This window comes from Hominibacterium faecale, from assembly GCF_020734085.1.
In the GTDB taxonomy this organism is placed as follows: Bacteria; Bacillota; Clostridia; order Peptostreptococcales; family Anaerovoracaceae; genus Hominibacterium; species Hominibacterium faecale.
Genome location: NZ_JAJAGH010000001.1, coordinates 199,746 through 225,836 on the forward strand (window position 1 = coordinate 199,746; position 26,091 = coordinate 225,836).

Annotated in this window: 21 protein-coding genes; 19 read left to right on the plus strand and 2 right to left on the minus strand. The window is 45.2% G+C overall.

The genetic code is table 11. The features are described from left to right. Window positions 1-72: 72 nt before the first annotated feature. The 11 genes from LG211_RS00915 to LG211_RS00960 all read left to right on the plus strand — a co-directional run bounded on the left by LG211_RS00915 (window position 73) and on the right by LG211_RS00960 (window position 11,558). Window positions 73-1,761: a CDP-glycerol glycerophosphotransferase family protein gene (locus tag LG211_RS00915; RefSeq protein ID WP_269476870.1), complete on the plus strand. Its 1,689-nt coding sequence runs from the start codon at window positions 73-75 to the stop codon at window positions 1,759-1,761. Between the two features lie 2 nt (window positions 1,762-1,763). Then, window positions 1,764-2,525 (plus strand): IspD/TarI family cytidylyltransferase, encoded by a 762-nt coding sequence (locus LG211_RS00920; protein ID WP_269476871.1) that lies wholly within the window; start codon window positions 1,764-1,766, stop codon window positions 2,523-2,525. A gap of 19 nt (window positions 2,526-2,544) precedes the next feature. Beyond that, on the plus strand, window positions 2,545-3,576 hold the full coding sequence (locus LG211_RS00925; RefSeq protein ID WP_269476872.1) for an NAD-dependent epimerase/dehydratase family protein: 1,032 nt from the start codon (window positions 2,545-2,547) through the stop codon (window positions 3,574-3,576). Between the two features lie 8 nt (window positions 3,577-3,584). Next, window positions 3,585-5,594, plus strand: a complete 2,010-nt coding sequence (locus LG211_RS00930) for an LTA synthase family protein (protein WP_269476873.1) — start codon at window positions 3,585-3,587, stop codon at window positions 5,592-5,594. 94 nt (window positions 5,595-5,688) lie between these two features. Then, entirely contained in the window at window positions 5,689-5,916 is a 228-nt protein-coding gene (locus LG211_RS00935; protein ID WP_269476874.1) for a phosphopantetheine-binding protein, read from the plus strand. A gap of 18 nt (window positions 5,917-5,934) precedes the next feature. Beyond that, window positions 5,935-7,521 carry an MBOAT family O-acyltransferase gene (locus LG211_RS00940; protein ID WP_269476875.1) on the plus strand — a complete coding sequence of 529 codons (1,587 nt, stop codon included), beginning with the start codon at window positions 5,935-5,937 and terminating at the stop codon, window positions 7,519-7,521. A 26-nt stretch (window positions 7,522-7,547) separates the two neighbouring features. After that, complete coding sequence (locus tag LG211_RS00945; RefSeq protein WP_269476876.1) at window positions 7,548-8,630, plus strand: hypothetical protein; 1,083 nt, start codon at window positions 7,548-7,550, stop codon at window positions 8,628-8,630. Between the two features lie 178 nt (window positions 8,631-8,808). Further along, entirely contained in the window at window positions 8,809-9,132 is a 324-nt protein-coding gene (locus LG211_RS00950) for a hypothetical protein (protein WP_336246013.1), read from the plus strand. A gap of 11 nt (window positions 9,133-9,143) precedes the next feature. Then, window positions 9,144-9,320, plus strand: a complete 177-nt coding sequence (locus tag LG211_RS20000) for a reverse transcriptase domain-containing protein (RefSeq protein WP_336246014.1) — start codon at window positions 9,144-9,146, stop codon at window positions 9,318-9,320. Between the two features lie 513 nt (window positions 9,321-9,833). Then, entirely contained in the window at window positions 9,834-11,078 is a 1,245-nt protein-coding gene (gene ltrA / locus LG211_RS00955) for a group II intron reverse transcriptase/maturase (RefSeq protein WP_269476877.1), read from the plus strand. 117 nt (window positions 11,079-11,195) lie between these two features. Then, window positions 11,196-11,558, plus strand: coding sequence for a group II intron maturase-specific domain-containing protein (locus LG211_RS00960; protein ID WP_269476878.1), 363 nt, complete (start codon window positions 11,196-11,198; stop codon window positions 11,556-11,558). Between the two features lie 241 nt (window positions 11,559-11,799). Here the strand turns inward: LG211_RS00960 and LG211_RS00965 are convergent, their stop codons facing one another. Continuing rightward, entirely contained in the window at window positions 11,800-14,013 is a 2,214-nt protein-coding gene (locus LG211_RS00965) for a S8 family serine peptidase (RefSeq protein WP_269476879.1), read from the minus strand. A 34-nt stretch (window positions 14,014-14,047) separates the two neighbouring features. After that, window positions 14,048-15,529 (minus strand): class I adenylate-forming enzyme family protein, encoded by a 1,482-nt coding sequence (locus LG211_RS00970; RefSeq protein WP_269476880.1) that lies wholly within the window; start codon window positions 15,527-15,529, stop codon window positions 14,048-14,050. Between the two features lie 167 nt (window positions 15,530-15,696). Here LG211_RS00970 and LG211_RS00975 point away from each other — a divergent pair, with 167 nt between their 5' ends. The 8 genes from LG211_RS00975 to LG211_RS01010 all read left to right on the plus strand — a co-directional run bounded on the left by LG211_RS00975 (window position 15,697) and on the right by LG211_RS01010 (window position 26,078). After that, window positions 15,697-16,656, plus strand: a complete 960-nt coding sequence (locus LG211_RS00975) for a LysR family transcriptional regulator (protein ID WP_253021118.1) — start codon at window positions 15,697-15,699, stop codon at window positions 16,654-16,656. 30 nt (window positions 16,657-16,686) lie between these two features. Continuing rightward, window positions 16,687-17,658 (plus strand): ABC transporter substrate-binding protein, encoded by a 972-nt coding sequence (locus LG211_RS00980; protein WP_269476881.1) that lies wholly within the window; start codon window positions 16,687-16,689, stop codon window positions 17,656-17,658. 18 nt (window positions 17,659-17,676) lie between these two features. Beyond that, a complete protein-coding gene (locus tag LG211_RS00985; RefSeq protein ID WP_227754807.1) occupies window positions 17,677-18,444 on the plus strand; it encodes an ABC transporter permease in 768 nt (255 codons plus the stop codon). Next, on the plus strand, window positions 18,441-19,205 hold the full coding sequence (locus LG211_RS00990; protein ID WP_227754806.1) for an ABC transporter ATP-binding protein: 765 nt from the start codon (window positions 18,441-18,443) through the stop codon (window positions 19,203-19,205). Before LG211_RS00985 ends, LG211_RS00990 begins: the two co-directional genes overlap by 4 nt. Window positions 19,206-19,590: 385 nt before the next feature. Next, entirely contained in the window at window positions 19,591-21,573 is a 1,983-nt protein-coding gene (locus tag LG211_RS00995) for a S8 family serine peptidase (RefSeq protein ID WP_269476882.1), read from the plus strand. Window positions 21,574-21,680: 107 nt separating this feature from the next. After that, entirely contained in the window at window positions 21,681-23,027 is a 1,347-nt protein-coding gene (locus tag LG211_RS01000) for an LCP family protein (RefSeq protein ID WP_269476883.1), read from the plus strand. Between the two features lie 626 nt (window positions 23,028-23,653). Continuing rightward, a complete protein-coding gene (locus tag LG211_RS01005; RefSeq protein ID WP_148395517.1) occupies window positions 23,654-24,985 on the plus strand; it encodes an LCP family protein in 1,332 nt (443 codons plus the stop codon). A 22-nt stretch (window positions 24,986-25,007) separates the two neighbouring features. Continuing rightward, a complete protein-coding gene (locus LG211_RS01010; RefSeq protein WP_253021120.1) occupies window positions 25,008-26,078 on the plus strand; it encodes a D-alanine--D-alanine ligase family protein in 1,071 nt (356 codons plus the stop codon). The last annotated feature ends 13 nt before the right edge of the window (window positions 26,079-26,091 follow it).

Sequence of the window (26,091 nt, forward strand, 5' to 3'; positions counted from 1 at the left end):
AATACCAATAAAACGTTGTTTTTTCAACAAATTTATGGTAATATGGACGAGTGTAAACGGAGGGTATGGAATATGGATATAAACGCATCAAAGGATTTTATTGTCACAGAACTTGGCTGGGAAAGGATTTTTCTGAACTTTACCATCCAGGCAAATTATGAAGGTGAGATAAAATTCCAATTGAGACGTTTTAACCGCAAGGTTAAAGTAAAGAGAACCGCAACAGAGCTAAAAAAAGAAATTAATTTAATTTCGTGTGAGACAATCGACATTGATTATGATAAAAAAGAAGGGAACCTTTATACGTTCTCTTTAAATTTGGCCGCAGTAAAAGGGCGGAGCTTTATGAATAACGGAAAGTGGCATATACTTGCTGTTACCGATGAGGAAAGACATATCTGCAGTGTAGCGCCTGCTGTGGCTTATAAGGCGGATGAGAATTGCCGTATCTTTGACTATTATGGAGGAAAATATTCCTATAATATTACATTTTCCCACTATACGGAAGACGAGGAAAACCTGACCTTTGTGTTGGGCAGCTCCTTTATGATCATGAATAACAAATGGTATAAACGGAAATATGTCAAAGAAGCCCGTACTATTCCAGGAAAATTCCAAAGGGGATACATGGCGGCTGTCATTGTATTGATCAAGCTTTATTATCAGATCGCGGAGCATTTATCGCCCAAGCATGGCAAGAAAATTCTTTTTATGAGTGAGACGAAAAATTACCTGTGGGGCAATTTATTTTATATCGATAAGAGACTGAAGGAGCGCGGACTGGATAAAGAATTTAAGATTACCTATTCCTGCAGACAAGCTGTCGGACAGCACAAAAGCGCTTTCAGCTGGTTGAAGGTAGTGACCAATATTGCTCGCCAGGATTATATTTTCATCGATGATTATGCGCCAATTTTTGGATTTCTTTCTTTGAATAAAAGAACCAAGCTGATTCAAGTATGGCATGCTGGCGAAGGTTTTAAAGCAGTAGGCTACTGCCGGTTTGGAAAAGCCGGCAGCCCATTCCCTGTGGGCTCCTGTCATAAAAAATACGATTATGCGCTGACCGGTTCCAAGAAGCTGGTGAAAGTTTTTGAAGAGGTGTTCGGTATTGAAAAGGATGCTTTTTTGCCTGTAGGTATGGCCAGGCTTGACGGATTTTTAAATCCGGATAAAATTTCGTCATTTCGTAAGGAATTTTATGAAGAATATCCTCAGTTTCAGAATAAGAAGATCATTCTCTTTGCGCCTACCTTCAGAGGCACAGATCAGAAAACCGCATATTACGATTATAGCCAATTGGATCTGGAACAACTTTATGATTTTTGCGGCGATGAATATGTATTCTTGATTAAAATGCATCCTTTTGTGGTGGAAGCCATCGATATACCGGAAAAATACAAAGATCGGCTGTATGACTTTTCCAAATATCCAACGATAAATGACTTGTATTATGTGACTGAATTGCTTATTACTGACTACTCGTCCAATTATTTTGAATATGCACTGATGGAAAAGCCCGTGCTCTTCTTTACCTATGACCGGGAATTATATGAATTGACAAGAGGCGTTCACCGCAGTGTCAAGGACAGCGCGCCGGGTAAAGTCTGCGATACTTTTGAAGAAATGATGACCGCATTAAAAAATAAAGACTTTGAAGAAGCGAAAATACATCAATTTGTTAAGGATAATTTTGGGGAATATGATGGACATGCATCTGACCGTGTTATTGATCAGATACTGTTAAAAAAGGAGAATTAATTATGGGGAGCAATATTGCGATTATTTTTGCCGGAGGCAGCGGCGCCAGGATGGGATCCGGACTGCCGAAACAGTTCATTGAAGTGAATGGCAAGCCGATCATTATTCATACGCTGGAAATTTTTGAAGAACATCCGCGGATTGATAAGATTTATGTTGCTTGTAAAGCAGATTATATTGCAAAACTTGAGCGATATGTGAGCAGGCATTTCATTTCCAAGGTGAAAGCGATCGTTCCGGGAGGCGCGACCGGGCAGGATTCGATTTATAACGCATTATGCGCTGCAGCGGAAGAAAACCCAGGTGATTCCATCGTTTTGATTCATGATGGTGTAAGACCTTGTATTACAGCGCAGCTGATCGATGACGATCTCAAAAGCGTGACCGAAAAAGGGTCTGCCATTACGTGTACCGCATTATTTGAAACTCCAGTGATCAGCAGGGACGGAAAAACGGTCGACGAAGTTCCGCCCAGAGCCCAGCTGTTTACAGCCCAGGCGCCACAGTGCTTTTATCTTTCTGAAATTATGGAGGCCCATAGCAAGATCAGAAAAGAAAACCCAGGTTATGAGGGTATTGTTGATTCTTGTACATTAATGAAGCAGTGCGGAAAAAAAGTTGCCATTGTTATAGGAAACAGGGGAAATATTAAGGTGACGACTCCGGAAGATTTATATACATTCAGAGGCATGATCCAATATCGGGAGACGGAAGCTGTGTTTGGATTTGCAGATCGCGAAGTTTCGAAAAAACTGAACAAATAAAATGGAGGCAGATTGAGATATGAACAAAGTGATGCAAGAAGACATTAAGGGCATTATTAAACGGGATATTAAATGGGAGAAGCTAATTGGCAAAACCATTCTAATTACGGGAGCGACTGGCATGCTTGGAGGGTATATGCTCCGCACACTGGTTGATCTGAATAAGATCGAGCAGTATGACATGAAGCTCTATGCACTGGTTCGAAATCCGGATAAAGTGCCTGCAGAATTGAGAGATGATATTGAACTGATTGTGCAAAGCGTTACGGAAGCAATTCGCGCGGATGTGATATTTGACTATGTAATACATGCAGCCAGTCCGGCCAGTCCTCTGATCATGAAGGAAGATCCGGTAGGAACCATCGCTGCGAATTCACTGGGTGCTTTTTATACGTTGGAACTGGCCAAGCAGAGTAATGCCGAGGGCTATCTGTTTATTTCGTCCAGGGAAATTTACGGACAGCCGTATGAGAATCAAACGATGTTTCAAGAAAACACCTATGGATTGGTGGACCCATTGGATCCGCGATCCTGCTATCCGGAAGGTAAAAAGGCCGCGGAAACAATGTGTGCCTGCTATCGCCAGCAATATGGACTTAATGCCAAAATTGCCAGACTTGCCCATACCTTTGGCCCCGGCATGTCCATCGATGATGGCAGAGTACAGGCTGATTTTATAAAGAACGTAGTAAACCATCAGGATATCGTTCTTAAAAGTGAAGGCACCGCAGTACGAACCTATACCTATGTAAGCGATGCGGTTGCAGCCCTCTTTTACATTCTTCTTAATTCTGATGATCTTGTCTACAATATTGCATCGGAAGAATCCACCGTTTCTATTCGGGATTTGGCGCAAGCTTTAGTGGATGCCTTTCCGCAGCGTGGTTTAAAGCTGGTTTTTGACATTCCGACGCCTGATAAAAACACAGGATGTGCGCCTTTTACCTTGGGTATACTCAGCAGCGATAAAATACGTCAGCTGGGATGGAGCCCGCAATATACGCTGCAAGAAGGATTGATGAGAACAGTTGCATTTTTTGAGGAGAATTAGGATTTTTTATGAACTGTATTAAGTTAGAAAATAGGCACAGACCCGTATTGATTGCGGGTGTTGTGCTTTTGACAATTTATTATGCCTATTTTTGGCTGGGAAAGTTATATCATTCAGATGGAGACCTTTCAGTCTTTTGGCGAGTCGGAATCATCACGGTTGGATATGTATTTTTAATTTTGGTGATTCTATGGAAAAATTCCCTGTCAGCGAAAACCAATCATTTGCTTTCATGGATTTTTTTCTGTGCGGCTCCTTTTGTTTCGTTTCTGTCGCTAGAACTGGTACTGACTAAGGTCTTGGTTTTAAAGGTAGGCCACACTTCCCACAGTATTCTTATGAATTTACTGATTTATGTCAGCGTGCTGCTGGTGTTATATCTGGTTTCATCGAGGATTAAGCTGGCCGTTATTGTTTCTTATATTTTTTTTGCTTTCCTGGCGCTAGGCATGTATTATGTAATGATCTTTCGTGGAACAGCATTAATCCTTGCTGATTTTTTGAGCATTCAAACTGCAGCAAATGTCGCTGGCGGTTATGATTTTAACCTTGATTTTATGGCATACTTGGGAACCTGGCTGCCGATAGGCGGAATCGTAATTATCAGCAAGCTGCATACGCCCAGACCTTTTCCGTGGAAGATCAGACTTGTCATGGCAGCTGCTGCGCTCGTTATTTGCGCATCGTTTGTACCGGTCTATCTGCATTCGGAAATGATGAGCAAATATAAGGTGCGGCTTTGGAGGCCTCAGGACTCTTATGCCAAATATGGGGCCGTTCTGGCATTGGTAGAGAGTGGAAGATACTTAGTCGTGAAAAAACCAGAAAATTATTCCGCAGCGGCAGTTGAGGAAATTGCTGCAACTTATCGGAAACAGGCAGATGATACAAGCTCCGATGTAAAACCCAATATTATTGTGATCATGGATGAAGCGCTGTGCGATCTTCAGTCTTTGGGCGAGAGCGGCGAAGTTTTTCGCACAAATAAAGAAGTGCTGCCTTTTATTAATGGTTTAAAAGAGAATACGATCAAGAGCAACCTATTCGTTTCCAATTTAGGCGGCGGGACGGCCATTATGGAATTCGAAATGCTCACCGGCAATACCAATGCCTTTTTACCAAAGAGTACCATTGCCTATCAGACAATTATAAAGGATCGTCAACCTTCTTTCGTATCACATTTAAGTGCACTGGGTTATCAAGGAATGTATGCGATCCACCCTTATCGGTCCAATTCTTATTACAGAGATAAGGCCTATCCATATTTAGGCTTTAAGGAATTCATCGATGAAACTCAGTTTATAGATCCTAAGGAAGACAAAAATATTGGTGCAAATATTTCCGATCAGGTTGCCTTTGATAAAATTATCGAAAAGTATGAAGAAGCAAAAGAACGCTCTTCTGCGCCTTTTTTCGCTTTTGAGGTAACGATGCAAAACCATACGCCCTTCGAAGAAGTGGAAAATCCGGAGATTACAATCTTGGATGACGGGTATGCCGATTCTGTCGCAGAACGCTATGTGAACTATGCCCATGCTTCAGATCAGGCTTTTCAGGGGCTTGTTTCATATTTTGAAAAGGTTAATGAGCCAACGGTCCTTTGCATCTTCGGCGACCACCCACCTGCGATTAAAACAGGATTCTACAGCAAGGTGTTTGGAAAAAAGGAGTCAGCGCTTTCTGCGGAGGAGACGATGAAACTTCGAAAGACGCCTGTGGTTATTTGGGCCAACTATCAAATCGAGGGGAAAACTTTGCAGGCAGTGAGCCCCAATTATATTTCAGGCTTAGTGTCGGATGCGGCTGGAATTAAAAAATCCGGGTATCAACGTTTTTTGCAGGAATTGCAGAAAAAGGTACCGGTGATCAACGGGATCGGCTATTGGGGAGCTGATGGAAATTATTATGAAACGGATGATCAAAATTCTCCCTATTACGACATCGTTCATCAATATCATATATTGGAATACAATAATTTAATTGATAGAAAAAATCGAATTGAGAATTTCTTTGAGTGATTTTAAGAAATTTTAAGATTTGATCATACAGTATTCACATTCATCGAGTAGATTATCTAAGTGGAATTTATTTTAATGAAAGGAAGTTTATGTAATGAAAGATGAATTAATGGAGATCTTGCGCGGTGTTCGCGCTGATGTAGATTTTGAACACAGTACGGCTCTAATAGACGACGGTCAATTGGAATCGCTGGATATTGTCGCCATTGTTGGTGAAATGAACGATGCTTTTGATGTGGAAATTTCAGTAGCTGATCTTTTGCCGGAGAATTTCAATTCGGTAGATGCCATGCTGGACTTGATAAAAAAACTTCAGGACTAAGGAGGCTCAGAAAGCAGGATGTCATTTACTTCGGTCGGATTTATCCTATTTATCATCGTGACAGCCATCGTTTATTTTATCGTTCCATTGAAAGTAAGATGGGGGATCTTGCTGCTTGCCAGTTATGCCTTTTATCTGCTCTCCAGTCCGAAAACCTTTGTCTTTGTGCTTATTACCACAGTTACTACGTTTTTTTGCGGAAAATATATCGGTGGGTTTGAAAGACAGTACAAATTATATATTAGTGAAAATAAGGACAAGCTGAGCAGGGAAGATAAAAAACGTTTAAAAGCAATCAATCAGAGAAAAAAGAAAACGATTTTACTAATAACGCTTTTTTTGAACTTGGGTATTTTGGCCTTTTTAAAATATTTCCGGGTGTATATTGATGCAATGGCACATTTGATGGGGTTTGACCAATTCAGTTTTGATGTGGGAATATTGATTCCTCTGGGAATTTCCTTTTATACCTTTCAATCGATTAGTTATATAATTGATGTGTATAGAGGAACTTGCAAGCCGGATATGAACCTAGCGAAATTTGCACTGTTTATATCCTTTTTCCCGCAGATTATACAAGGACCGATCAGTCGGCATGGTCAATTGGCGCACCAACTGTATGAAGGACATAAATTCGACTATACGCGAATTAAGTTCGGAGTGCAATTAATCCTATGGGGTTTTTTTAAAAAACTGGTAATCGCTGATCGGGCTGCGATTTTAGTAAAAGAAGTGTTCAATAATTACAACGACTATTTGGGCTTTTTCGTAATTATAGCTGTGCTTTTTTATACGATTCAAATCTATGCTGATTTTTCAGGAGGTATGGAGATCGCCAGGGGTGTTGCCCAGATATTCGGCATTGATCTGGTTAAGAACTTTGAGCAACCATATTTTTCAAAAAGCATACCGGAGTTTTGGAGAAGATGGCATATCACTCTAGGGCAATGGTGTAGAGATTATATCTTTTATCCTGTGTCCTTATCAAAGAAATTCGGAAAACTGGGTAAAGCGTCAAGAAAGGTCTTGGGCAACCGGGTAGGAAAGCTTCTGCCGGTTTTGATTGCCCAGCTGCTGACCTTTCTAACGATTGGTGTTTGGCATGGGGCGGATTTTAAATATATCGCGTATGGCCTTTACCAGGCGTTTTTTATTATCTGCGGAATCCTGTTCGAGCCTTATCTGATCCGTTTGACAAAAGCACTGAAGATTAATACAGAGACCTTTAGCTGGAAATTGTTTCAGATTTTGAGGACGTTTGTCTTAATTGTAATCGGCAGATATTTTTCCAGGGCTGCCAGCTTCTCGGCTGCACTTGTGATGATGAAAAACACATTGGTCTTCAACCCAAGGGTTTTCTTTGATGATTCTCTGTATACGCTGGGGCTGACCCAGGGAGATTTCCGGCTCTTGTTTATTGGAATCGTTGTCTGGCTTATTATCAGTCTAATGCAAGAAAAGGGGATTTCTATAAGAGAAACATTAGCGGAACAAAACCTGGTATTCCGGTGGTTCATTTACATTGCGGCCATATGCGCAGTTCTCATTTTCGGCATTTATGGAAGCGGTTATGATGCTACAGGGTTCATATATCGAGAATTTTAAGAAGAAATAAAAGCAAAGGAAATACAATGACAAAGAAAGATGTAATTGGAGCGATACTTTTTTTGATCGTTTTATCCGGCGTGCTGCTTTATTTGTTCAGTGTTTTTACGTTTCCAAGAGAGCAGGCGCAGGATCAGGCAAGAGAGCGATTTAATTCTTTTTATGTGGAAGAAAAGAACACTCTGGATGGTGTTTATATTGGCAGCAGCGGCGTGGACCGATACTGGATCCCATCGGAAGCATGGGACAAGCATGGCATGGCTATATATGAGTTATCCACCGCGGACCAGCCGGCTGTTTTCATTAAATATATTATGGAAGAGTCTTTAAAAACGCAGGAGCCAGAGCTGTTTATCGTGGAAGTAAGACGTTTTACGAATCCTCCGGAGGACGTGCAGGATGTTGACATCCGCCGTGTAGCGGATAATATGAATTGGTCGCTGAATCGTGTTAAGGCAACAAAGGCTGTACTGGATTATGTTGAGAATTCGGATAATACAAATATAGACACAAGCGACTTGTCCTATTTTATTCCAATCATCAAGTATCATTCTATGTGGGATGAAGAGTTGACCGATGAGGATTGGACCAGTCCCAATCCAGGGACAGAATACAAAGGGTACTTTGCTTACAGCAACGCAGCGTATCGAACGGTGGCCCAGGAAAAACCGGTTGTGACGCAGGAACAGACGCCGATTCCAGAGGCCAACGAGAAGATATTGAACGATCTGCTGGACTATTGCGACGGTTTAGATCAGAAGGTACTGTTTGTGGCTTCTCCGTATGATATTGACACCGCACGCCAGGAACAAACCAATTATGCGCTGGCTAAGATTGAAGAACGCGGCTATCCGGTCATTAATTTTAATACGGAGGAAATGTATGCGGCTTTGGATTTTAATTTTGGCACGGATATGTACAACCCGGGCCACGCAAATTTAGTCGGAGCTATGAAATATACTCACTATTTAGCGGATTACTTGAAAGAAAACTACAGTTTGCAGGACCATAGGGGTGATGAAGCCTATCAATCGTGGGATCAGTCTTATTTGGATCTCAAGGAACGAGTAAAAGAAAAAAATGAAGCTTTTTATCTACAATACTTCTAATAAAAAACTTCTCCGAATTCATCCGGAGAAGTTTTTTCTGGTATGACGGGCATGCCATCAATCTGTGGTGAAAGCCCACGAGGGGCGCAGCTGCCAGCGAACCCCCGTAACGGAGGGAACGGTTCGCAGGAGATAGGGCTAATGCATATCGAAACAAAACAAGAAAAGGAGACAAGTAATGAGCCAGCTTTTAGAGCAGATACTGGCAAGGGACAACATGAAGACTGCCTACAAAAAGGTAAAGTCTAATGGTGGAGCAGGTGGAAATGACGGCATCAATACAAAAGATGTCAGAGGTTACCTTGTAAAGAACTGGTCCCGTATCAGAGAACAAATCAGACAGAGGAAGTACAAACCACAACCGGTAAGAAGAGTAGAAATACCCAAACCAAACGGCGGAGTGCGGAATCTGGGAATCCCGAATGTCATAGACAGAATCATAGAACAGGCTATTGCACAGGTATTGACCCCGATACAGAATCCCTCATTCATAAATATCTAAAGGCAGGGGTAATGATAAAGGGAAAGTATGAGGATACACCAGTGGACACACCACAGGGCGGGAACCTATCACCGCTTCTATCCAAGATCATGCTAAATGAACTGGACAAGGAACTGGAAGCAAGAGGGCTACACTTTGTGCGATATGCAGATGACTGTGCGCCACGAAGGCGTGCCCAAGTAGCGTAGCTACTTGAAGGCAGCTATGCTGTACAAATGATGGCGGAGGGCCCGCCGAAACCGCCATGCAGGCGGAGGTTTCAAACCACCCTAAGGTGCTGTGGACAAAAGCCATGGTATTGAGCGTTAGGGAAAAGGCAGTGAAAGCTGTCAGGTGAGTACAAAGAAGATGAACGAGCAAGTGAACCGCTTACGAACATGTCGAAAGCGTATAGATTCCATCAAAACCAGGGGGTAGTCGTTAACCTGGGACGAGTCTGGAGGAAACCTGTTTACCGATCAGACGGTGGGCGGCATAAAGGCGGCATGAACTTTGTATAGGCATTTGTACGGAACGTGGGAACCCACGGGCTGATGTTAAGGGAGTATATCAAGCGGAAGAACCGCAAGATAAGAGTACCGATGCAGTCATGGGGACAGATTAGGCTGTAGTAGTGAAGAAGCTCTTGTAATGAGAGTGGAGTGAAGAGCCTGAATTATCCAGCTTCTAAAGTGAGTCAACTTTGAAAGGAGGAGGAACTTATGCAAGAAGCAAAGCCATACAATATTTCAAAGAAAGCAGTGTTTGCTGCTTACGAGAAAGTGAAAGCAAACAAGGGAACCTATGGTGTGGATGGGAAATTCATTGAAATGTTCGAGAGAAATCTTAAAAACAATCTTTACAAGATATGGAACCGAATGTCATCGGGCACCTATTTCCCCAAACCTGTAAAAGCGGTTGCAATACCGAAAAAGAATGGAGGAACCAGAACCTTAGGAATTCCAACAGTAGAGGACAGAATCGCCCAAATGGTGGTCAAGCTGTACTTTGAGCCAGGTGTGGAGCCAATCTTCTATGAGGATTCTTATGGATACCGGCCCAACAAGTCGGCAATCCAAGCACTGGAAGTCACAAGGGTAAGATGTTGGAGGAGAGACTGGGTATTAGAATTTGATATCCGGGGGCTCTTTGATAACATCCGTCATGAAGACTTGATGAAAATGGTAAAGAAGCATACACAGGAAAAGTGGATTCATCTATACATCCAAAGATGGATGTTGGCTCCCTTTCAAATGGAAGATGGAACGCTGGTGGAAAGAACAGCCGGAACGCCACAAGGCGGGGTTATTAGTCCGGTACTAGCAAATCTGTGTTTGCATTATGTGTTCGATGACTACATGGAGCGGGAGTTTAAAACCATACCGTGGGCAAGATATGCTGACGATGGAATCGCACACTGCGTATCACGAAAGCAGGCCAAATATCTACAAAGGAGACTTCAGGAAAGATTTCAGAAGTTCGGGCTGGAGCTGAATCTAGAGAAGACGAGAATTGTGTACTGTAAGGATGATGACCGAAAGGGAAATCATGAGCACACATCGTTTGACTTTCTAGGCTATACCTTTCGCCCAAGACATGCAAAGAACAAGTACGGCAAGTACTTCACAAATTTCCTGCCAGCGATCAGTGAGAAAGCGAAGAAATCCATAAGGAAGAAAGTCAGGGGCTGGAAGCTACAATTGAAATCAGACAAAGACCTCTATGACATTGCGAACATGTTTAACGGCCAAATACAGGGGTGGATTAATTACTACACCCACTTCTACAAAACAGAGATTTACGAAGTATTGCAATACATCAATGGATGTCTGGTAAAGTGGGTGCGGAGGAAGTACAAAAAGCGTAAAGCGAGAAGAAAAGCAGAACATTGGCTTGGACAAATCGCAAAACGCGATAAGAGATTGTTTGCACACTGGAAACTTGGAATATTGCCATCGGCCGGATAATGGGAGCCGTATGAGCTGAGAGGTTCACGTACGGTTCTGAGAGAGACTTGGGGGAGGCTCCCCAGGTCTACTCACTGCGTCATAGCAGTCGGAAGCAGTGCTGCTGCAAACAGAGTTATGCACACGGTAACAGACTGGATTGAACGAAAGCTTGGTCTGAAAGTCAACATGACAAAGACTAAGGTTACAAAGCCAGTGAAACTGAAATACCTGGGATTTGGATTTGTTAAAATGAATGGAAGATGGGAAGCAAGATCACATAAGGACTCCATTGCAAACTTCAAACGCAAGCTGAAGAGACTCACGAACCGCTCATGGCCAGTTACAATGGATGAAAGAATCCAACGGCTGAACTGGGTGATCAGAGGATGGATTAACTATTTCAGAATCGGCAGGATGAAGAAGCAGTTAGAGAAAATTGATGAACACCTGCGGACAAGAATGCGGATTGTAGTATGGAAGCAATGGAAAACAAATTAGAAACGATATTGGAGACTGCGAAAACTTGGTGTTCCCAAGTGGATGGCAAAGCAGTCGGTGGGATTTGGAGACCATTACCAAGCAGTAGTAAAGACCACAGGTCTTCACTACATAAAGAAAGAGACCTTCGCAAAACGAGGTCCCATAAGCTGTCTTGATTATTATTTGAATTGAACCGCCGTATGCCGAACGGCAAGTACGGTGGTGCGAAAGGGGCTACAAGTTAGCCCCTATTCGATTGCTAAAATTTGCATTTTTTTATGTCTGAGTAAGGGCCATAAATCCGTTTTCCGCGATAAGTTTTGTATGCCCGTGCTTTATAGTAATAAGTCTTTCCTTTTTTCAGCCGTTTGCTGGTAAAACTTCTGCGAGAACTGGCCCGCTTTGTAGTGGATTTCCTATACTTACCGTTTTTCGAGGTTGCATAATACACCACATAGCCACTGACGGTAGAGACTTTTTTCCATGTAATCGTAGCTTTACGCGTGCGCTTATTCTTCTTAAGAGAGATATAGGTCTTTGCTGGTGTGGTCTTTAATGCCTTGGCGGAAGAATAGCTTCCATAAAGACGTTTCCCGCTTACAGTTCGATAGGCGCGCACCTTATAATAATAGTTACGATTAGGCTTTAACTTGGAATTGGTGTAGGAAACGGTGGAACCTTTTGTTATACGCTTTATGGAACTATATTTACCGTTTTTGGAAGTGGCACGGTAGATGTTATATCCGGAAGCTCCTGATACTTTCTTCCATTTCAATTTGATTCCCGTATACGTGGTGTGATACAGTTTTACACTCTGCGGTACGCCAACAGACGGCTGAGCTGCTGCCGGGGCAGAGAGCGGGCTGGTCGTTTTCTTATTGAAGCGCGTTCCGTACGCATCCACTTTATAATGGTACTGCTTGCCGGTGGAAAGGCTGGTATTCGTATAAGATGTGGAACCTGCCGGCAGCGTTTTTATGTGCGTATACAGCCCATCTTTGGAGGCAGAGCGGAATATGCGGTAACTGTTGGCTCCTGGGATGGTATTCCAGCTCAGGCGGATGCTATTGTACCCGCTGGACTTGGCGGTAAGGGTCGGCTGAGCTAAATAACCAGGCCATACATCCACAGAAATTCCGGCAGCTCTCCCGACAGCCGCATAGGCGTTTACATTTCCGGCGCCCGTGTAATCATCCCGGCCATCTGTATATAGATCAGTGGCAGTATCCTCCAGAATAGACTCCACATCAGAAGGTGTCAGACTCGGGTTGACATAATACATCATGGCCGCAACAGAGGCGACCACCGGAGCTGCGTAGGAAGTGCCAGAAGGGTTCTGACTGGAATAGCCGCCTGGTGAAGTTGACTGGATACGATGCCCGGGAGCAGAGAGATCCTTAGCAGGCCCATAGTTGGAGCTGTTTGCTTTACAGATACCGTAAGCATCCGTATAGTTTTCTGTGGATATAACGCCAAGAACATTGGGCATATCAGATGGATACCAGGATTTAGTAGACTTTTCATTTCCGGCTGAAGCAACAAAGGCTACACCTTGGTTCGTTTTTTCGTTGATCGTATTTTGCAACAACTGGTCACCGCTATCAGCACCGCCGTCGTGGCCTAAACTCATATTCACTACCTTGGCTCCAACTTCGTCACTGCAAGCGTATTCAATTCCAGCGATAATGTTGGAGGATTTAGCCCGGGAATTTCCTTTTTTTCCTTCATAAACGTCGATGACCACCAATTCAATGAGATCGTTGGAATTACCGGCAGCCACACCAGCGACGCCACCATTTCCCGACTCGGCGGCGATTACGCCGGAGACCTTGGTTCCATGGCCGTCCTCATCAGATGTTAGGGGAGCATAACCAAAACGATTACCAGAAGTGGTTACATCGACACATTTGCCAACATTAAGCATTGTTTTAAGATCGGTGTGAGTTGTATCCACCCCCGAGTCCAGCACCGCAACCGTAACCTTCTCCCGCGGCTGACCGTCTTTCTTCACTTCATCAATCAAATCCCAAGCTTGCTGGGTATCGACCTTTTTTAGATTCCAAAGATCGGTGTCATCTTTCCCTGCAGTCGCTGCCCTGGCAGATGCAAGTTCGTTGTCTTCCCCGGCATCAAGACTATACAGATAATTGGGCTGAGCATAGGCGACCGCTTTTTCCTTTTCCAGGTCTTTCACCGCATCCTCCACCGACTCCCCTTTGTCCAGCGTCACAACATAAGGCGTTTCCTCGACAGGTGTTTCCACCTCCTCTACTTTTTTTGCGTCCACTTCGTCCGTGACAGAGCGAAGTTCCTTTTTCGAAGGTTCCTCCTCAAAGACGACCAGGACTTCATCCTTTACGTATTCACTATCGCCTACGGAAGGAGAATCTGCTGCGTATGCGGCGGGCGCTGCTGTAAAGGTCATTGTTGTAAACAAGGCAGCGATTAACATAAATGATATTGCTTTTTTCATAATAAACCTCAGTATCCTCATTGTGCTTAATCAATCAGTTGGTACGGTCGATCAATTTATTCCGCTGAATTTTTCCATTAAAGGTCCGGGGAATTTGATCAATCACTTCGATAAACTTGGGCTGCTTATTGGCATCCAGATTTTTCAGCAAATAGTTTTTCAACTCTTTTTGGTCGTATTGCTGGGGATCCTGGATGGAAATGAACAGCTTGGGCGCTTGGCCGGTGAGGGGATCTTTCACCGGGATGCAGGCACAGTCGTTAACCTGCGGATGCTTAATCACGATGCTTTCGATTTCCTCGGGAGAGATTTTGATGCCGCCGTAATTGATGACATCGTCTTTTCTTCCCAGCATATAAATAAAGCCTTCCTCATCGATATACCCTAAATCTTTGGTATAGAGAAAGCCGTTCTCCATGGCTTCCTTTGTCAGCTGGGGGTCTTTCCAGTATCCTTTCATATTGATGGAGCCGGAGCTGGCGAGAAAGCCCAGATGATCGATGGAAGAATCGATGATGTTTCGGTTCTCATCAACCACGATGAACTGGGCGTTTTTGGCCGGTTTGCCGATGCATCCCGGCTTTCCTGAAGCCGCGTTGAAATCCAGCAGGCAGGAGCAGCCGGCTTCCGTGCTACCGTAAAAATTATAGAGCCTGGTCTTGGGCAGAAGCCTCGAAAGGTGAAGCTTGTCCTCCTCTGGAAGGGGCGCCGAACCCAGTTGAATATAATCCAGCTGATCGGCGTAGTCGCCCAGCCGGTCTTTTGAAAGCTTAAAGATAATGGATAGATTGCTGGGCGACAGATCCATAGATGTGACATGATACTGATCCATGAGACTGAAAACTGCCTGCAGCAGCGTAACCCCATTGATAAAGACCGCGGAGCTGCCGTTGAGCATATTACCGTAACAGCGTCTCAATCCGTGGGAATGGCTGAGGGGCATGGGAATCAGCTCCACATTGTATTCTTTCATCTGTACCCCATACATGACGTTTTCCGCCAGGGCCACATCATTTCCGTGGGAAAGTTCAATTCCCTTGGATTTGCCGGTGGTACCGGTGGAAAATAAAATTTCAGCCGTGTCGGATTCATTTGGGAAGGTGACGTTATCTAAATCGATGGATCCATCGTACTGATAATCAGACACGCTTTGGATTGGTAAAAATGGGACTTCTTCGTTTATGGCTTTTTTTCCTATATATAATTTGCCGTCAACACCCTGAACCATGCTATGAATTCGATCAGCGGCCGAATTCTTTTCCACAGGAACAAAAATTCCACCGGCTAGCTGGATGGCGAACTCGCAGATCATGTAATCCACATTCTGGGTGCATTCGACTAAAACGCAATCGCCGGTGCTGACTCCAATTGTTTTAAGGTGCCGGGACAGACCGTAAATATTGCGCCAGACTTGCTGATAGCTTGCGGCCTTGGCCCCATCTGCAAGACATAATCTGTCGGGCTGCTGCTGGGCGTGGAATGCGATCCATTCCACGATGGACTGATGTGTTGTCATTTAACCCCTCCTAAGTAGTAATGTGGCTCTATTATATCGTATTTTTTAAGAATTCTTAAGAAATTAAGAGAATCTTCACCGTTTTTTCACAATGGAAGGATATAATTGGCGACGATATAAAAGAGTGCTTATGTGTGTATAAATAAAACGTTATGGAGAGGTGAAAAATGAATATTGTTCCGTCCAGCTATGTTCTGGCAGCAGCGCAGTATAAGAGCATATCCAAGGCTGCTGAGAAATTGGGGATTTCTCAGCCTGCATTGAGCGCTCATTTAAAAAAGATTGAGGATCAACTGGGAATCACGATTTTTGATCGATCTCACAAGCCGCTTACTTTGACCGATGCCGGAGACATCTACCTGCATTACGCAAAGCAGGCTTTGGAGCTCGACAAGGCATTCGAGCAGCGCATTTCCGATCTCAATAATCTGGCTACTGGCAATCTGGTTCTCGGCGGGGCCAGTTTTTTTAATGTAAGCTACCTGCCTAAGGCAGTGGCGGAGTACACGCGCCGCTACCCGGGGATCAAAATCCAGGTGGTTGATGGGAAAATGCCGGAAATCATCGAGAAAGCCCTCAATAACGAAATCGATCTCTTCATTTCGCCGCCCTGGCAGCAAGATGACCGATTTTCTTATGAGCGGTTTCTCAGTGAACGGATTTTCATCTGTGTTCCGCCAAAGTGGCCCATTAATGATGCCCTCGCAGAACAGAGGTTATCAATCGATGACATTTTGTCGGACAGGAAAAAAGAAGAGGCTTCGCTTAAGACCGTTGACTTTAAACGATTTGAGAATGAACCCTTTGTTCTGCTCAAGGATGACCAGCATATTGGAAACATGATGAAACAGCTTTTTGAGCGCCATGGATTTCCTCCAAAGCGTAGCGTTGAAGTAGAACAGACCATAACCAGCTACGCATTTACCTTGGCGGGGGTCGGCATTTCGCTGATGACGGCAAGTACCATTAAAAACAGCCATCTTCAGGATTACCCAGCTTTTTATTTAACCGATCCGGATATCTGCCAGAGGGATATGTTCATCGCTTATCCCAAACAAAAATATTTATCGCGCGCTTGCAAAGAATTCGTCGCTGTTTTAAAAGATTCTTTGGAGTCGTTTGGATAAACATGTAACTTATTATTAAAGGAGAATAAAATGAAACATCGAAAGAAACTAATCGCAATTATTTTGACACTGATTTTAACCGTATCTCTGGCGGCCTGCGGCGGGGATTCGGATTCGGGCGCAAAGAACAAGCTTACGATTGCGCATCAGTACGGAATGGCGTATGCGCCGCTGCAAGTGATGAAGGAGCAGAAGCTGATCGAGAAGTATTATGATGGGGTAGAGATCGAATGGTCCGTACTTAATTCCGGCTCTGCCATCACGGAAGGCTTTGCCGGCGGCAGCATCGACGTGGGCGCTATGGGTGTGGGACCTGCAATTACGGGAATTACCAGCGGCGTTCCATATAAAATTTGCTCCAACATGTCGGCTCAGCCCCATAAGATCATGACCAACAACCCAAAGATCAAATCCTTAAAAGACATCAAGGATGAAAAAATTGCTCTGGTCAACATGGGAAGCTTCCAGCATATTGTCCTTGCAATGGCGGCAAAAGAACAGCTGGGTGATGCCCACGCTCTGGACAACAATATTGTAGCCATGTCCCATCCCGATGGAATGTCGGCGCTTCTTTCCGGCAGTGTGGATTGTCAGCTGACCACATCGCCATACGTTTTCAAGGAAGCCGCAGAGACGGGTATCTCCGAAGTGGAGGCTCTGGAATCGGTTTGGCCCAGCGGTAATTCCTTTATCGTAGCGGTCGCTTCCACCTCCCTGCAAGAGGAAAATCCCGAACTTTATGATGCGGTTGTAAAGGCTTTTGATGATGCCATTGAATTCCTTAACAGCAATACCAAAGAAGCGGCTGAAATGCTCTGTGAAGCGGAAGATGTAGATGCAGCCACCATGGAGAAATGGCTCAAAGACAAGGATTGCGTTTACTCAACAGAAACAAAGGGACTGATGGATTTTGCCAACTTTATGTCGGATAACGGTTTCTTGGAAAATGACGGTCCTAAGGATATCAGCGATCTGGTATTTGACAATGTTAAAGGCAACTAGGAAGCGAGGGGCACGCGGATGAAAGAAGCAAGAACACAAATTATCTTTGTCATCTGTTTTCTGGTAGTCTGGCAGATCGTCTATGAAATGCAGGCTTTCAGCGAACTGATCTTTCCTTCTCTGAAGGATATTGGGCAGAGCTTTATCGATGGATTTCGGGAAGACAGCCTGTTTACTTTTACTATGTATTCCATGTCCTTGATTTTAAAAGGACTGGCGATCGGTATTATACTGGCGTTTATCTTTTCCAGTATCGCGGTGGTATCTAAGACCTTTAAGGCTATCTATCATTTAATTGTTTCGATCTGCGACCTGCTGCCGGGTGTGGCGCTGCTGCCTCTGGCCATTCTCTGGTTTGGGATCGGTGAGCTGACTACCATTTTTATTGTGGTTCATTCCATCATTTGGCCCATGTCCAGAAGCATCATGGATGGATACAATTCTGTTTCCAGCATTTACATAGAGAGCGGCAAGAACATAGGACTAAAAGGCTTCAACCTGGTAAAAGGGGTCTATTTGCCGGCGGCCTTTACCCATGTGCTGTCGGGCATGCGGGTTGGCTGGGCCAGGGCCTGGCGGGCTTTGATCAGTATCGAAATGATCTTCGGTACCACTGGAGCCGGCGCCGGGATCGGCTGGTTTATCTTTATGAAACGGACCAATGTGGATATCGCAGGTGTGTTCGCAGCCTTAATCGTGATCATGATTATTGGAATCATTATCGAATACGGGCTTTTCCATACCATTGAACGAAAGACCGTAAAGAAATGGGGGATGGCAAGATGAGCAAGCTTTTAGAAATCCAAGGACTGACAAAGAATTATCACGATGCCCCAGACTCGGAGGATATTCTCAAGAATTTGAATTTAACCGTCAATGAAGGGGAGTTTATCTGTATTTTGGGCCCCTCCGGCTGTGGTAAAACTACGTTGATCCGCTGCATTGCCGGATTTGAAGACTATGAAGGCGTCATAAAGGTCGATGGCAAGGAGGTCCGTAAGCCTGGCATTGATCGGATCATGGTTTTCCAGGATTTTAATCAGTTGTTTCCGTGGAAGACGGTTCGCAAGAACATCCAGTACCCGTTGAAGATCAATGGCATAACGGATAAAGAAGAGCTGGACCGGATTACCCGGGAGCATCTGGAGCTTGTTGGCCTGTCCGACTACGGCGACTTTTATCCCCATCAGTTGAGCGGCGGGATGAAACAGCGAGTGGCCATTGCCAAAGGACTGGCCCTTAATCCGAAGATTATCCTGATGGACGAACCCTTTGCCAGCCTGGATGCCATGACTAGAAACAAGCTGCAGGCTGAGCTATGGCGCATTAAAGAAAAAGAGAACGCTACGGTCATCTTTATCACCCATAATATCCAGGAAGCGCTGGTTCTCGGAACCCGTATCCTGCTCCTTTCCAAGCAGGGTAAGATCAAGATCGATATGGATAATAACATTGAAAAGCCCGTTACCCCGGCATCCTCAGGATACGGTGAAATGTGGAAAATGTTCAACGACGCATTATGGGAAGAGGATGAAGATCAGCAGTAAGGGAAGCAGCGTGGAGAAGGTAAAAACGCCTGGAGAATAAATGTTTATAGAAGGGGCATATCGCATCCGTGAAAACAAATGCGATGTGCCCCTTCTTTCGATCCATTTTGCGAAAGGAGCGGACCCTCCGGGCACGGATTCATAAAAGAAGAAAAGTAAAATGATCGCTCGAGCTTGTTTTGGTCGAGGCTTGCAATGATTTGCTCACGACTCCGGAACCCCGACCCCCGACTCCTCGAGAACATGACGCTCAAGGATTCAGGGATCACGGCGATCACGATCACATTACTGCGGCAGCTCCTTTTTCTGTACTTGACTGGGAACTTGACAGGTGATACCATACTTATAAGTGTGGATCGATTCAATAAAAGAAAGGAACTCAGTCATGAAAAGAAGGTTTTTAACCAGAGGCAGTATTTGCCTTGCCGCTGTGCTGGCGGTTACCTTTGTCTTGGGGGGAAGCAACATCGACGTTACCAGAGCGGAGACGGCTTTTGATTCGCAGCGCTTGTCACAGACAAAGCCAGGGGAGGGCTGGGAATGGACACTGGATTATATGGACGTTCCCGAAGCCTGGAATCTGATCGATGAGATCAAACCCAGACAGATGCGAAAGGAAAGCGACAAAATAATAGTCGCAACGCTGGATACGGGGATTGATACCAGCCACCCTGATCTTCAGGCCAATCTTAATAAGGAGCATTGTGTTTCTGTGGCAGGAAAGACAGCTCCATATCCTACATATCAGACTCCAAAATTTCCCCATGGAACCAAGACTGCCGGCATTATTGCAGCCACATCTGGCAACGGCAAAGGAATTTCCGGTGTAGCAGCGGGAAACGATAATGACTTGATTTCACTCATGGGGGTCAATGTATTCCAAGACAAACAATATACAGCCCAGAGCAGCGCCTCAACGAAGGATATCATCAAGGGCCTCAATTATGCCTGCGACCACGGCGCGCGGGTGATTAACATGTGTCTGGGCCACAGTCCGGGAGCTAAGGATCTGTCAGGAAAGAAACACAACGATAAAGCATTGGAAAAGGCCATCAACGACGCTGTATATAATAAGAATGTGGTAATTGTTTGCTCTGCAGGAAACCATAATAATGAAAAAACCTGGTATCCTTCGGATTTTGACGCCACAATCAGTGTAATTAGCACCCAGAAATATAAAAACGCCTGGAGCCGCCATACCAAAGCACCCAGCTCCAATTACGGAAAGAAAAAAGATCTTTCTGCGCCGGGAGACGCTATCTATACGACCACGCTGGGAGGGGCGTATGTATCGGGTTTTGGAACTTCTTACGCAGCGCCTTCTGTGGCAGCAGTGGCCGCACTGATGCTGTATGTAAATCCGAATTTGAAGGCGCGGGAAGTAAAGGAGATTCTCTGTTCCACCGCTACCGATCTTTATACCCCGGGATCTGATCGATACACCGGCAGCGGCAACGTGAACGCTTATCGGGCGGTGGCGGCGGCAGCGGGACGCCGGATCCAAACAAATGCAGAGGCACTGCCCCAGCCGGAGGCCAAAGCCCAATCAGACGGCAGACATACGATAAAAGTTTCCTGGGATCGAATACCTCAGGCCAATGGTTATTGGATCTATCGCGCGGCTGAAAAAAATGGGCATTATAAGCGGATCAAACAAATCCGAAAAGGAGATCAGAGATACTTCCTGGATCCAAAACGGAAGTTCAACAAGAATTATTTTTATAAAGTAAAAGCCTACGGCACCACGGAAGACGGGAAAAAGATGGTCAGCGATTTCAGCAGCGCTGCGGCTGCCAAAGCCCGGGGTTCGGGAAAGGTAGCCGCTTTGAAATGCAAAACCATTAACTATAAAACGATTGCTCTTTCTTGGAAGCAGACAAAAAACGCCGATGGGTATGTGGTTTACCGAAAGACAGCCAATCAAGGCGCCTATAAACCGGTGAAGACCATTTCAAAAAATACAACTACGAAATGGAGAAATTCCAAGCTGCGCCCGGGCAAAACCTATTCTTATAAAGTCTGCTCTTACCGTGTCGTTTCCGGCAAACGGTACTATGGCGAAGCATCCGAGATCAAGACTGGAACTGCAAGGCCTGCGCGGCCTGCTGTAACTATCAGCAAAAAGGGCGCGTCGATTACGTTAAAATGGAAGAAAGTTCCTCAGGCCAGCGGCTACAAAATCTATCGCAGCCAAGGCTCGTCCTCAAAGTGGAAGCAGGTTCATAAAAAAGGGGCAAATGGCAGAACCTATGTCAATAAGGGCCTGATAAAGGGCAGAAAATATCGATATAAAGTAGTAGCCTATAAACGGATTCACGGGAAAACTGTTTACAGCGCCTACTCAGCCATCAAAGCAAAACGAATATAAAGGGCCTCTTAATATTCCCTTACGATTCCTAAATTTTCCCGTCATTTCTTGCCTTTGAAGCGGTTTACTGCTATAATAAATCCGCTATACAAGAAGGAGAAAACTCGATGAGATCAGATAAGTACAGCGGAAAAAGAGACAGCAGCCGGGACACCCAGTCGTATGACGGCTGGGAAGAAACGCAGATGCTTTTTCAAAGCCGTGATCAGGAAAAAGAAGCAGAAAAAAAGCGCAGACAGCGGGAAGCTGCCTATCAGGAATATTTAGCTTTACGGGAAAATCCCGATGCCAGCCGCGCGCCTGAGGATGATGTACGGACCTATACCCGCAAAAAGCGTGCAAACAAGCAGCAATCCAGTGTCTTTGAAGAACCGAAGCCTTCCCGCAGGGAGAAAAAAGAACAGAAAAAACCGCCAGCAAAAAAGAAAAAGAAAAAAGGCAGGAGCCTCCGGCGGGTAATCCTGATCGTGCTCCTCCTTTTGATTGCGGCTGCTGCCGCGGGGATACTCTTTGTCATGGGCCTGATGGAAAAAGTGGGAACTGAGGAGATCGACCAGGCCAACCTGGGAATCAACCCACAGGTTGAGCAGGACTTGAAAAACTACCAGAACATTGCCCTGCTGGGTGTGGACGCAAGGGATATGGAAGACTATAAGACCTGCAGGACCGATGCCATCATTATGCTCAGCATTGACAAGCAGAATAAGGCGATTCGTCAGATTTCCGTTTATCGGGATACGTATCTTCATGCCAATAAAAAATACGGCTATGATAAAATTACCAACGTTCACGCTTATGCGGGCACCACGGGAACCCTGCACAGCTTAAATGAGAATATGGACCTTAATATCCGAGAAGCCGTCATCGTCAACTGGAAGGCGGTGGCCGATGCCATCGACGGCCTGGGCGGGATTGATGTTGAAATCAAAAAGTCTGAAATCAAAGAGATGAACAAATATATTAAGGATACCCAGAAGAATATCGGCGGCTCCAAAGAGAAGATTAAAAAAGCCGGTATGCAGACTCTCAACGGTAATCAGGCCGTGACCTATGCGCGAATTCGAAAGGATTCGTCGGAAGGCGATTACCGCAGAAACGAGAGGATGAAGATTGTCGTTTCCGCAGCAGTGGATAAGGCAAAAAAGACCAACCCATTCAAGCTGAAGCAGATTGCCGATCAGGTAATGCCGCAGATCAGGACCAATATGGATACCAATAGCCTGCTCAAAGTCATGTTTGCATTTCTAAGGTACGATATGACCGACAGCGCAGGATGGCCCTTTGAAACCGGAAGCTGGACCAGCTACAACGGAGCATGGGTGGGTCCGCCGGTCACCCTGAAACGCAATGTGACCGAGCTCCATGAAAAATACTTCGGACAGCCTGGGTACGAACCGACTCAGACCGTACAGGATATAAGCAAAGAAATTTCCAGACGGACAGGGCTGTATTAGGCGACAGATAATAAGACTGCTGCATGAAATCACTTTTCATATGGAAAAGCGGTTTTATGCAGCAGTGTGCGTTTATAGAGAATGGGCAGAGTTGCTACAAAAGGATAAAAACCATCGGCTTTTGTATCTTTTTTCAACGCGGACAGGATCTGATTGGCGCTGACTTAGGCCCAATCAGGCTGCTATCGCTGACGATATTTCCTACGTAATAAAAAAGGCTCCTGCCTTTTGGTTTACCGTAATGAAAACCTTGGAAACGTTGAAATTCCACACTAAATTTTTAAAAATCAAAAATTTAGTGTACCCCTATGTATCCCGCACCCCCATGTAGAGCCGCATAAATCAAATCAGTTTTCAGCAGGCAGCCCCTTTCAGCTGCACCCCGCCAAGCCAGTTGCATCCGGGCCCTCATCCCTTGCCCAATCAGATCACCCAAATACCTCCGGCCCATATTTGTGAAGAATGTCTTAAAATGCCGCTTTTTGTTGCATTTTAGGGCTAGTATTGGTATAATAGGAACGTTATTTAGGGGGTTCCGCCCCCACCAACCGGCTCTAATTTACGTTATTGAAAGAAGGAATGTCTGAGAACACCTGAGGGTAAGAGACAGAAAGGAGAAATCCGAAATGAGCTCTGAGAATCAGTTCAATCATGGAAAAAATGATCATGGATTTGAAAATATAGAAGAATTACTGGCAAAAACTTTGGAGGATGAAGAAACAGCAGCGGACGGCCAGGAACAAACCGGCGGCAGCGTCCTCGAAGGCGGCGGACGGTCGGCTAAAAGCAGCGCTGGCAAAGAAGAGACAGAAAAAGAACGAAAAGCCCGGGAAAAGCAGGAAAAGCGAGAGCAAAAAGAACGGGAAAAAGAAGAAAAGCGCCAAACAAAGGCAAGGGCAGATGAATCCGGTCAGAAAAAAAAGAAGAAAAAAAGCAACAAGCCACTGGTGATCGCGCTGGTGGTGGTCCTGGTCCTGGTGGTGGCCCTGGGAGGCGTCATTGGCGCCGGACTGACAGTAGTTCATACCAAGCTTGACAAAGTGGCGAAAGTACAGGTTAATCGGGAGGCCCTGGGAATCGACGACCGGGTGGCCAAGGAACTGAAAAATTACCGAAATATCGCCCTTTTGGGTATAGATGCCAGGGATATGGACGATGATTCTAATACAAGGAGCGATGCGATGATCATCGCCAGTATCAACGAAAAGACTAACGAAGTTAAGCTGGTATCCCTGTATCGGGACACCTATGTGAGTTTGGGAGACAATTTCGGTCTCGATAAGATGACCCACGCCTATTTTTACGGCAAAGCGGCCCAGACCCTGCAGACCATCAACCGGAATCTGGACTTGAACTGCGAGGAAGCTGTGGTGGTCAATTGGAAGTCGGTAGCCGATACAGTGGACGAGCTGGGCGGCCTTGATATTGAAATCAAGGAATCAGAAATCAAAGAAATGAATAAGTATATTAAGGATACGCAAAAAAATATCGGCGGACCGAAGAAGAAAATCAAGAAAGCCGGTAAGCAGACACTCAACGGAAATCAGGCTGTAACCTATGCCAGAATCCGAAAGGATTCGGCTGACGGCGACCACCGAAGAAACGAACGTATGAAAATCGTGCTTTCAGCTGCCTTTGAGAAGGCCAAAACCCTGAGCCTCAGCCAGCTGAATCAGATAGCCGATAAAATTCTGCCGACCATCAAGACGAATATGTCTACCAATCAGATGATGGAAATGATTCTGGAAATTAACTCTTATAATATCACGGAAAGTAAGAACTGGCCTTACAAATCGGCAGACTGGATGCACAATAACATATACTACGGACCGCCAGTGACGCTCAAAAGCAATGTCATTCAGCTCCACGAAGAATTCTTTAATCAAAAGGATTATGAGCCCACCGAAACCGTAGAAAAAATCAGCAACAGTATTTCAAGCATAACAGGGATATGGTAGGTTCCTGTAGAAAGGGTGTTCGATGAAACAGCGACTACTAGTCCTCTTTGGAGGAGCATCATCGGAGCATGAAGTGTCCTGCCTTTCGGCAGCCTCTGTGCTCAAACATTTGGATGAGAGTAAATATGAAATATACAAAGCAGGTATTACAAAAGAGGGGAACTGGTTTTTGACCGATTCCCCTGTTTCAGATGTGGAAGACGGCAGCTGGATCAAAAACCCGGCCAACCAAAAAGCCTTTTTATCGCCGGATAACCAGACCCGGGGCCTGGTGGTTCTGAACCAGGAAAAATATGAAATTCTGCCACTCGATGTGGTTTTCCCGGTGCTTCATGGAAAGAACGGCGAGGACGGAACCATACAGGGCCTTTTGGACTTGTCGGGCATTCCATACGTGGGAGCAGGCACTACGGCATCGGCGGCATCGATGGACAAAGCAATCACAAAGGTGATCGTAGCACAAACCGGTGTCAGGCAGGCGGACTTTTACCTCACCGACCGCTACACCTTTGCATCCGATCCCCAGGGAATTTTGAAAGCAGCAGAAGAACATTTCAGCGGCGCTTACCCGCTCTTTGTCAAGCCGGCCAATGCCGGATCGTCGGTGGGCATTTCCAAAGCCAAGAGCAGCAAAGAGCTCTTTGAAGCCATTCGTATCGCCGCTGAGGAAGATCACAAGGTACTGATTGAGGAAACGATCACCGGCCGGGAGATCGAAGTGGCCGTGCTGGGCAACCGCCACCCAAAGGCATCGCCGGTGGGTGAAATTCTGGCTGCCAACGAATTTTATGATTACGAAGCAAAATACATCAGCAGCCAGTCTCGGACTCGAATTCTGGACGATGTGCCGCAAGAAAAAGAAGAAGAGATTCAGCAGGCGGCCCTGACTGTTTACCAGGCAATGGGCTGCGAGGGACTGGCCCGGGTGGACTTTTTCCTGAGCGACAGCGATCAGGTGGTATTCAACGAAATCAATACCCTGCCGGGATTCACCAATATCAGCATGTATCCCAAGCTGTGGGAAGCGGCGGGCCTTTCTTACAATGAACTTTTAGATACATTGATCGCGCTGGCGACCGATGAAATGGAATAAACAGGAGGATGAA

Excerpts from the sequence above, each read along its gene's own strand:
- LG211_RS00965 (WP_269476879.1), bottom strand. The coding sequence starts at position 14,013 with ATGAAAAAAGCAATATCATTTATGTTAATCGCTGCCTTGTTTACAACA.
- LG211_RS01000 (WP_269476883.1), top strand. The coding sequence starts at position 21,681 with ATGAGATCAGATAAGTACAGCGGAAAAAGAGACAGCAGCCGGGACACC.
- ltrA (WP_269476877.1), top strand. The coding sequence starts at position 9,834 with ATGCAAGAAGCAAAGCCATACAATATTTCAAAGAAAGCAGTGTTTGCT.
- LG211_RS00980 (WP_269476881.1), top strand. The coding sequence starts at position 16,687 with ATGAAACATCGAAAGAAACTAATCGCAATTATTTTGACACTGATTTTA.
- LG211_RS01010 (WP_253021120.1), top strand. The coding sequence starts at position 25,008 with ATGAAACAGCGACTACTAGTCCTCTTTGGAGGAGCATCATCGGAGCAT.
- LG211_RS00960 (WP_269476878.1), top strand. The coding sequence starts at position 11,196 with ATGCACACGGTAACAGACTGGATTGAACGAAAGCTTGGTCTGAAAGTC.
- LG211_RS00930 (WP_269476873.1), top strand. The coding sequence starts at position 3,585 with ATGAACTGTATTAAGTTAGAAAATAGGCACAGACCCGTATTGATTGCG.
- LG211_RS00990 (WP_227754806.1), top strand. The coding sequence starts at position 18,441 with ATGAGCAAGCTTTTAGAAATCCAAGGACTGACAAAGAATTATCACGAT.
- LG211_RS00995 (WP_269476882.1), top strand. The coding sequence starts at position 19,591 with ATGAAAAGAAGGTTTTTAACCAGAGGCAGTATTTGCCTTGCCGCTGTG.
- LG211_RS00970 (WP_269476880.1), bottom strand. The coding sequence starts at position 15,529 with ATGACAACACATCAGTCCATCGTGGAATGGATCGCATTCCACGCCCAG.
- LG211_RS00950 (WP_336246013.1), top strand. The coding sequence starts at position 8,809 with ATGAGCCAGCTTTTAGAGCAGATACTGGCAAGGGACAACATGAAGACT.
- LG211_RS00945 (WP_269476876.1), top strand. The coding sequence starts at position 7,548 with ATGACAAAGAAAGATGTAATTGGAGCGATACTTTTTTTGATCGTTTTA.
- LG211_RS00915 (WP_269476870.1), top strand. The coding sequence starts at position 73 with ATGGATATAAACGCATCAAAGGATTTTATTGTCACAGAACTTGGCTGG.
- LG211_RS00920 (WP_269476871.1), top strand. The coding sequence starts at position 1,764 with ATGGGGAGCAATATTGCGATTATTTTTGCCGGAGGCAGCGGCGCCAGG.
- LG211_RS00975 (WP_253021118.1), top strand. The coding sequence starts at position 15,697 with ATGAATATTGTTCCGTCCAGCTATGTTCTGGCAGCAGCGCAGTATAAG.
- LG211_RS00935 (WP_269476874.1), top strand. The coding sequence starts at position 5,689 with ATGAAAGATGAATTAATGGAGATCTTGCGCGGTGTTCGCGCTGATGTA.
- LG211_RS00940 (WP_269476875.1), top strand. The coding sequence starts at position 5,935 with ATGTCATTTACTTCGGTCGGATTTATCCTATTTATCATCGTGACAGCC.
- LG211_RS00985 (WP_227754807.1), top strand. The coding sequence starts at position 17,677 with ATGAAAGAAGCAAGAACACAAATTATCTTTGTCATCTGTTTTCTGGTA.
- LG211_RS01005 (WP_148395517.1), top strand. The coding sequence starts at position 23,654 with ATGAGCTCTGAGAATCAGTTCAATCATGGAAAAAATGATCATGGATTT.
- LG211_RS00925 (WP_269476872.1), top strand. The coding sequence starts at position 2,545 with ATGAACAAAGTGATGCAAGAAGACATTAAGGGCATTATTAAACGGGAT.
- LG211_RS20000 (WP_336246014.1), top strand. The coding sequence starts at position 9,144 with ATGATAAAGGGAAAGTATGAGGATACACCAGTGGACACACCACAGGGC.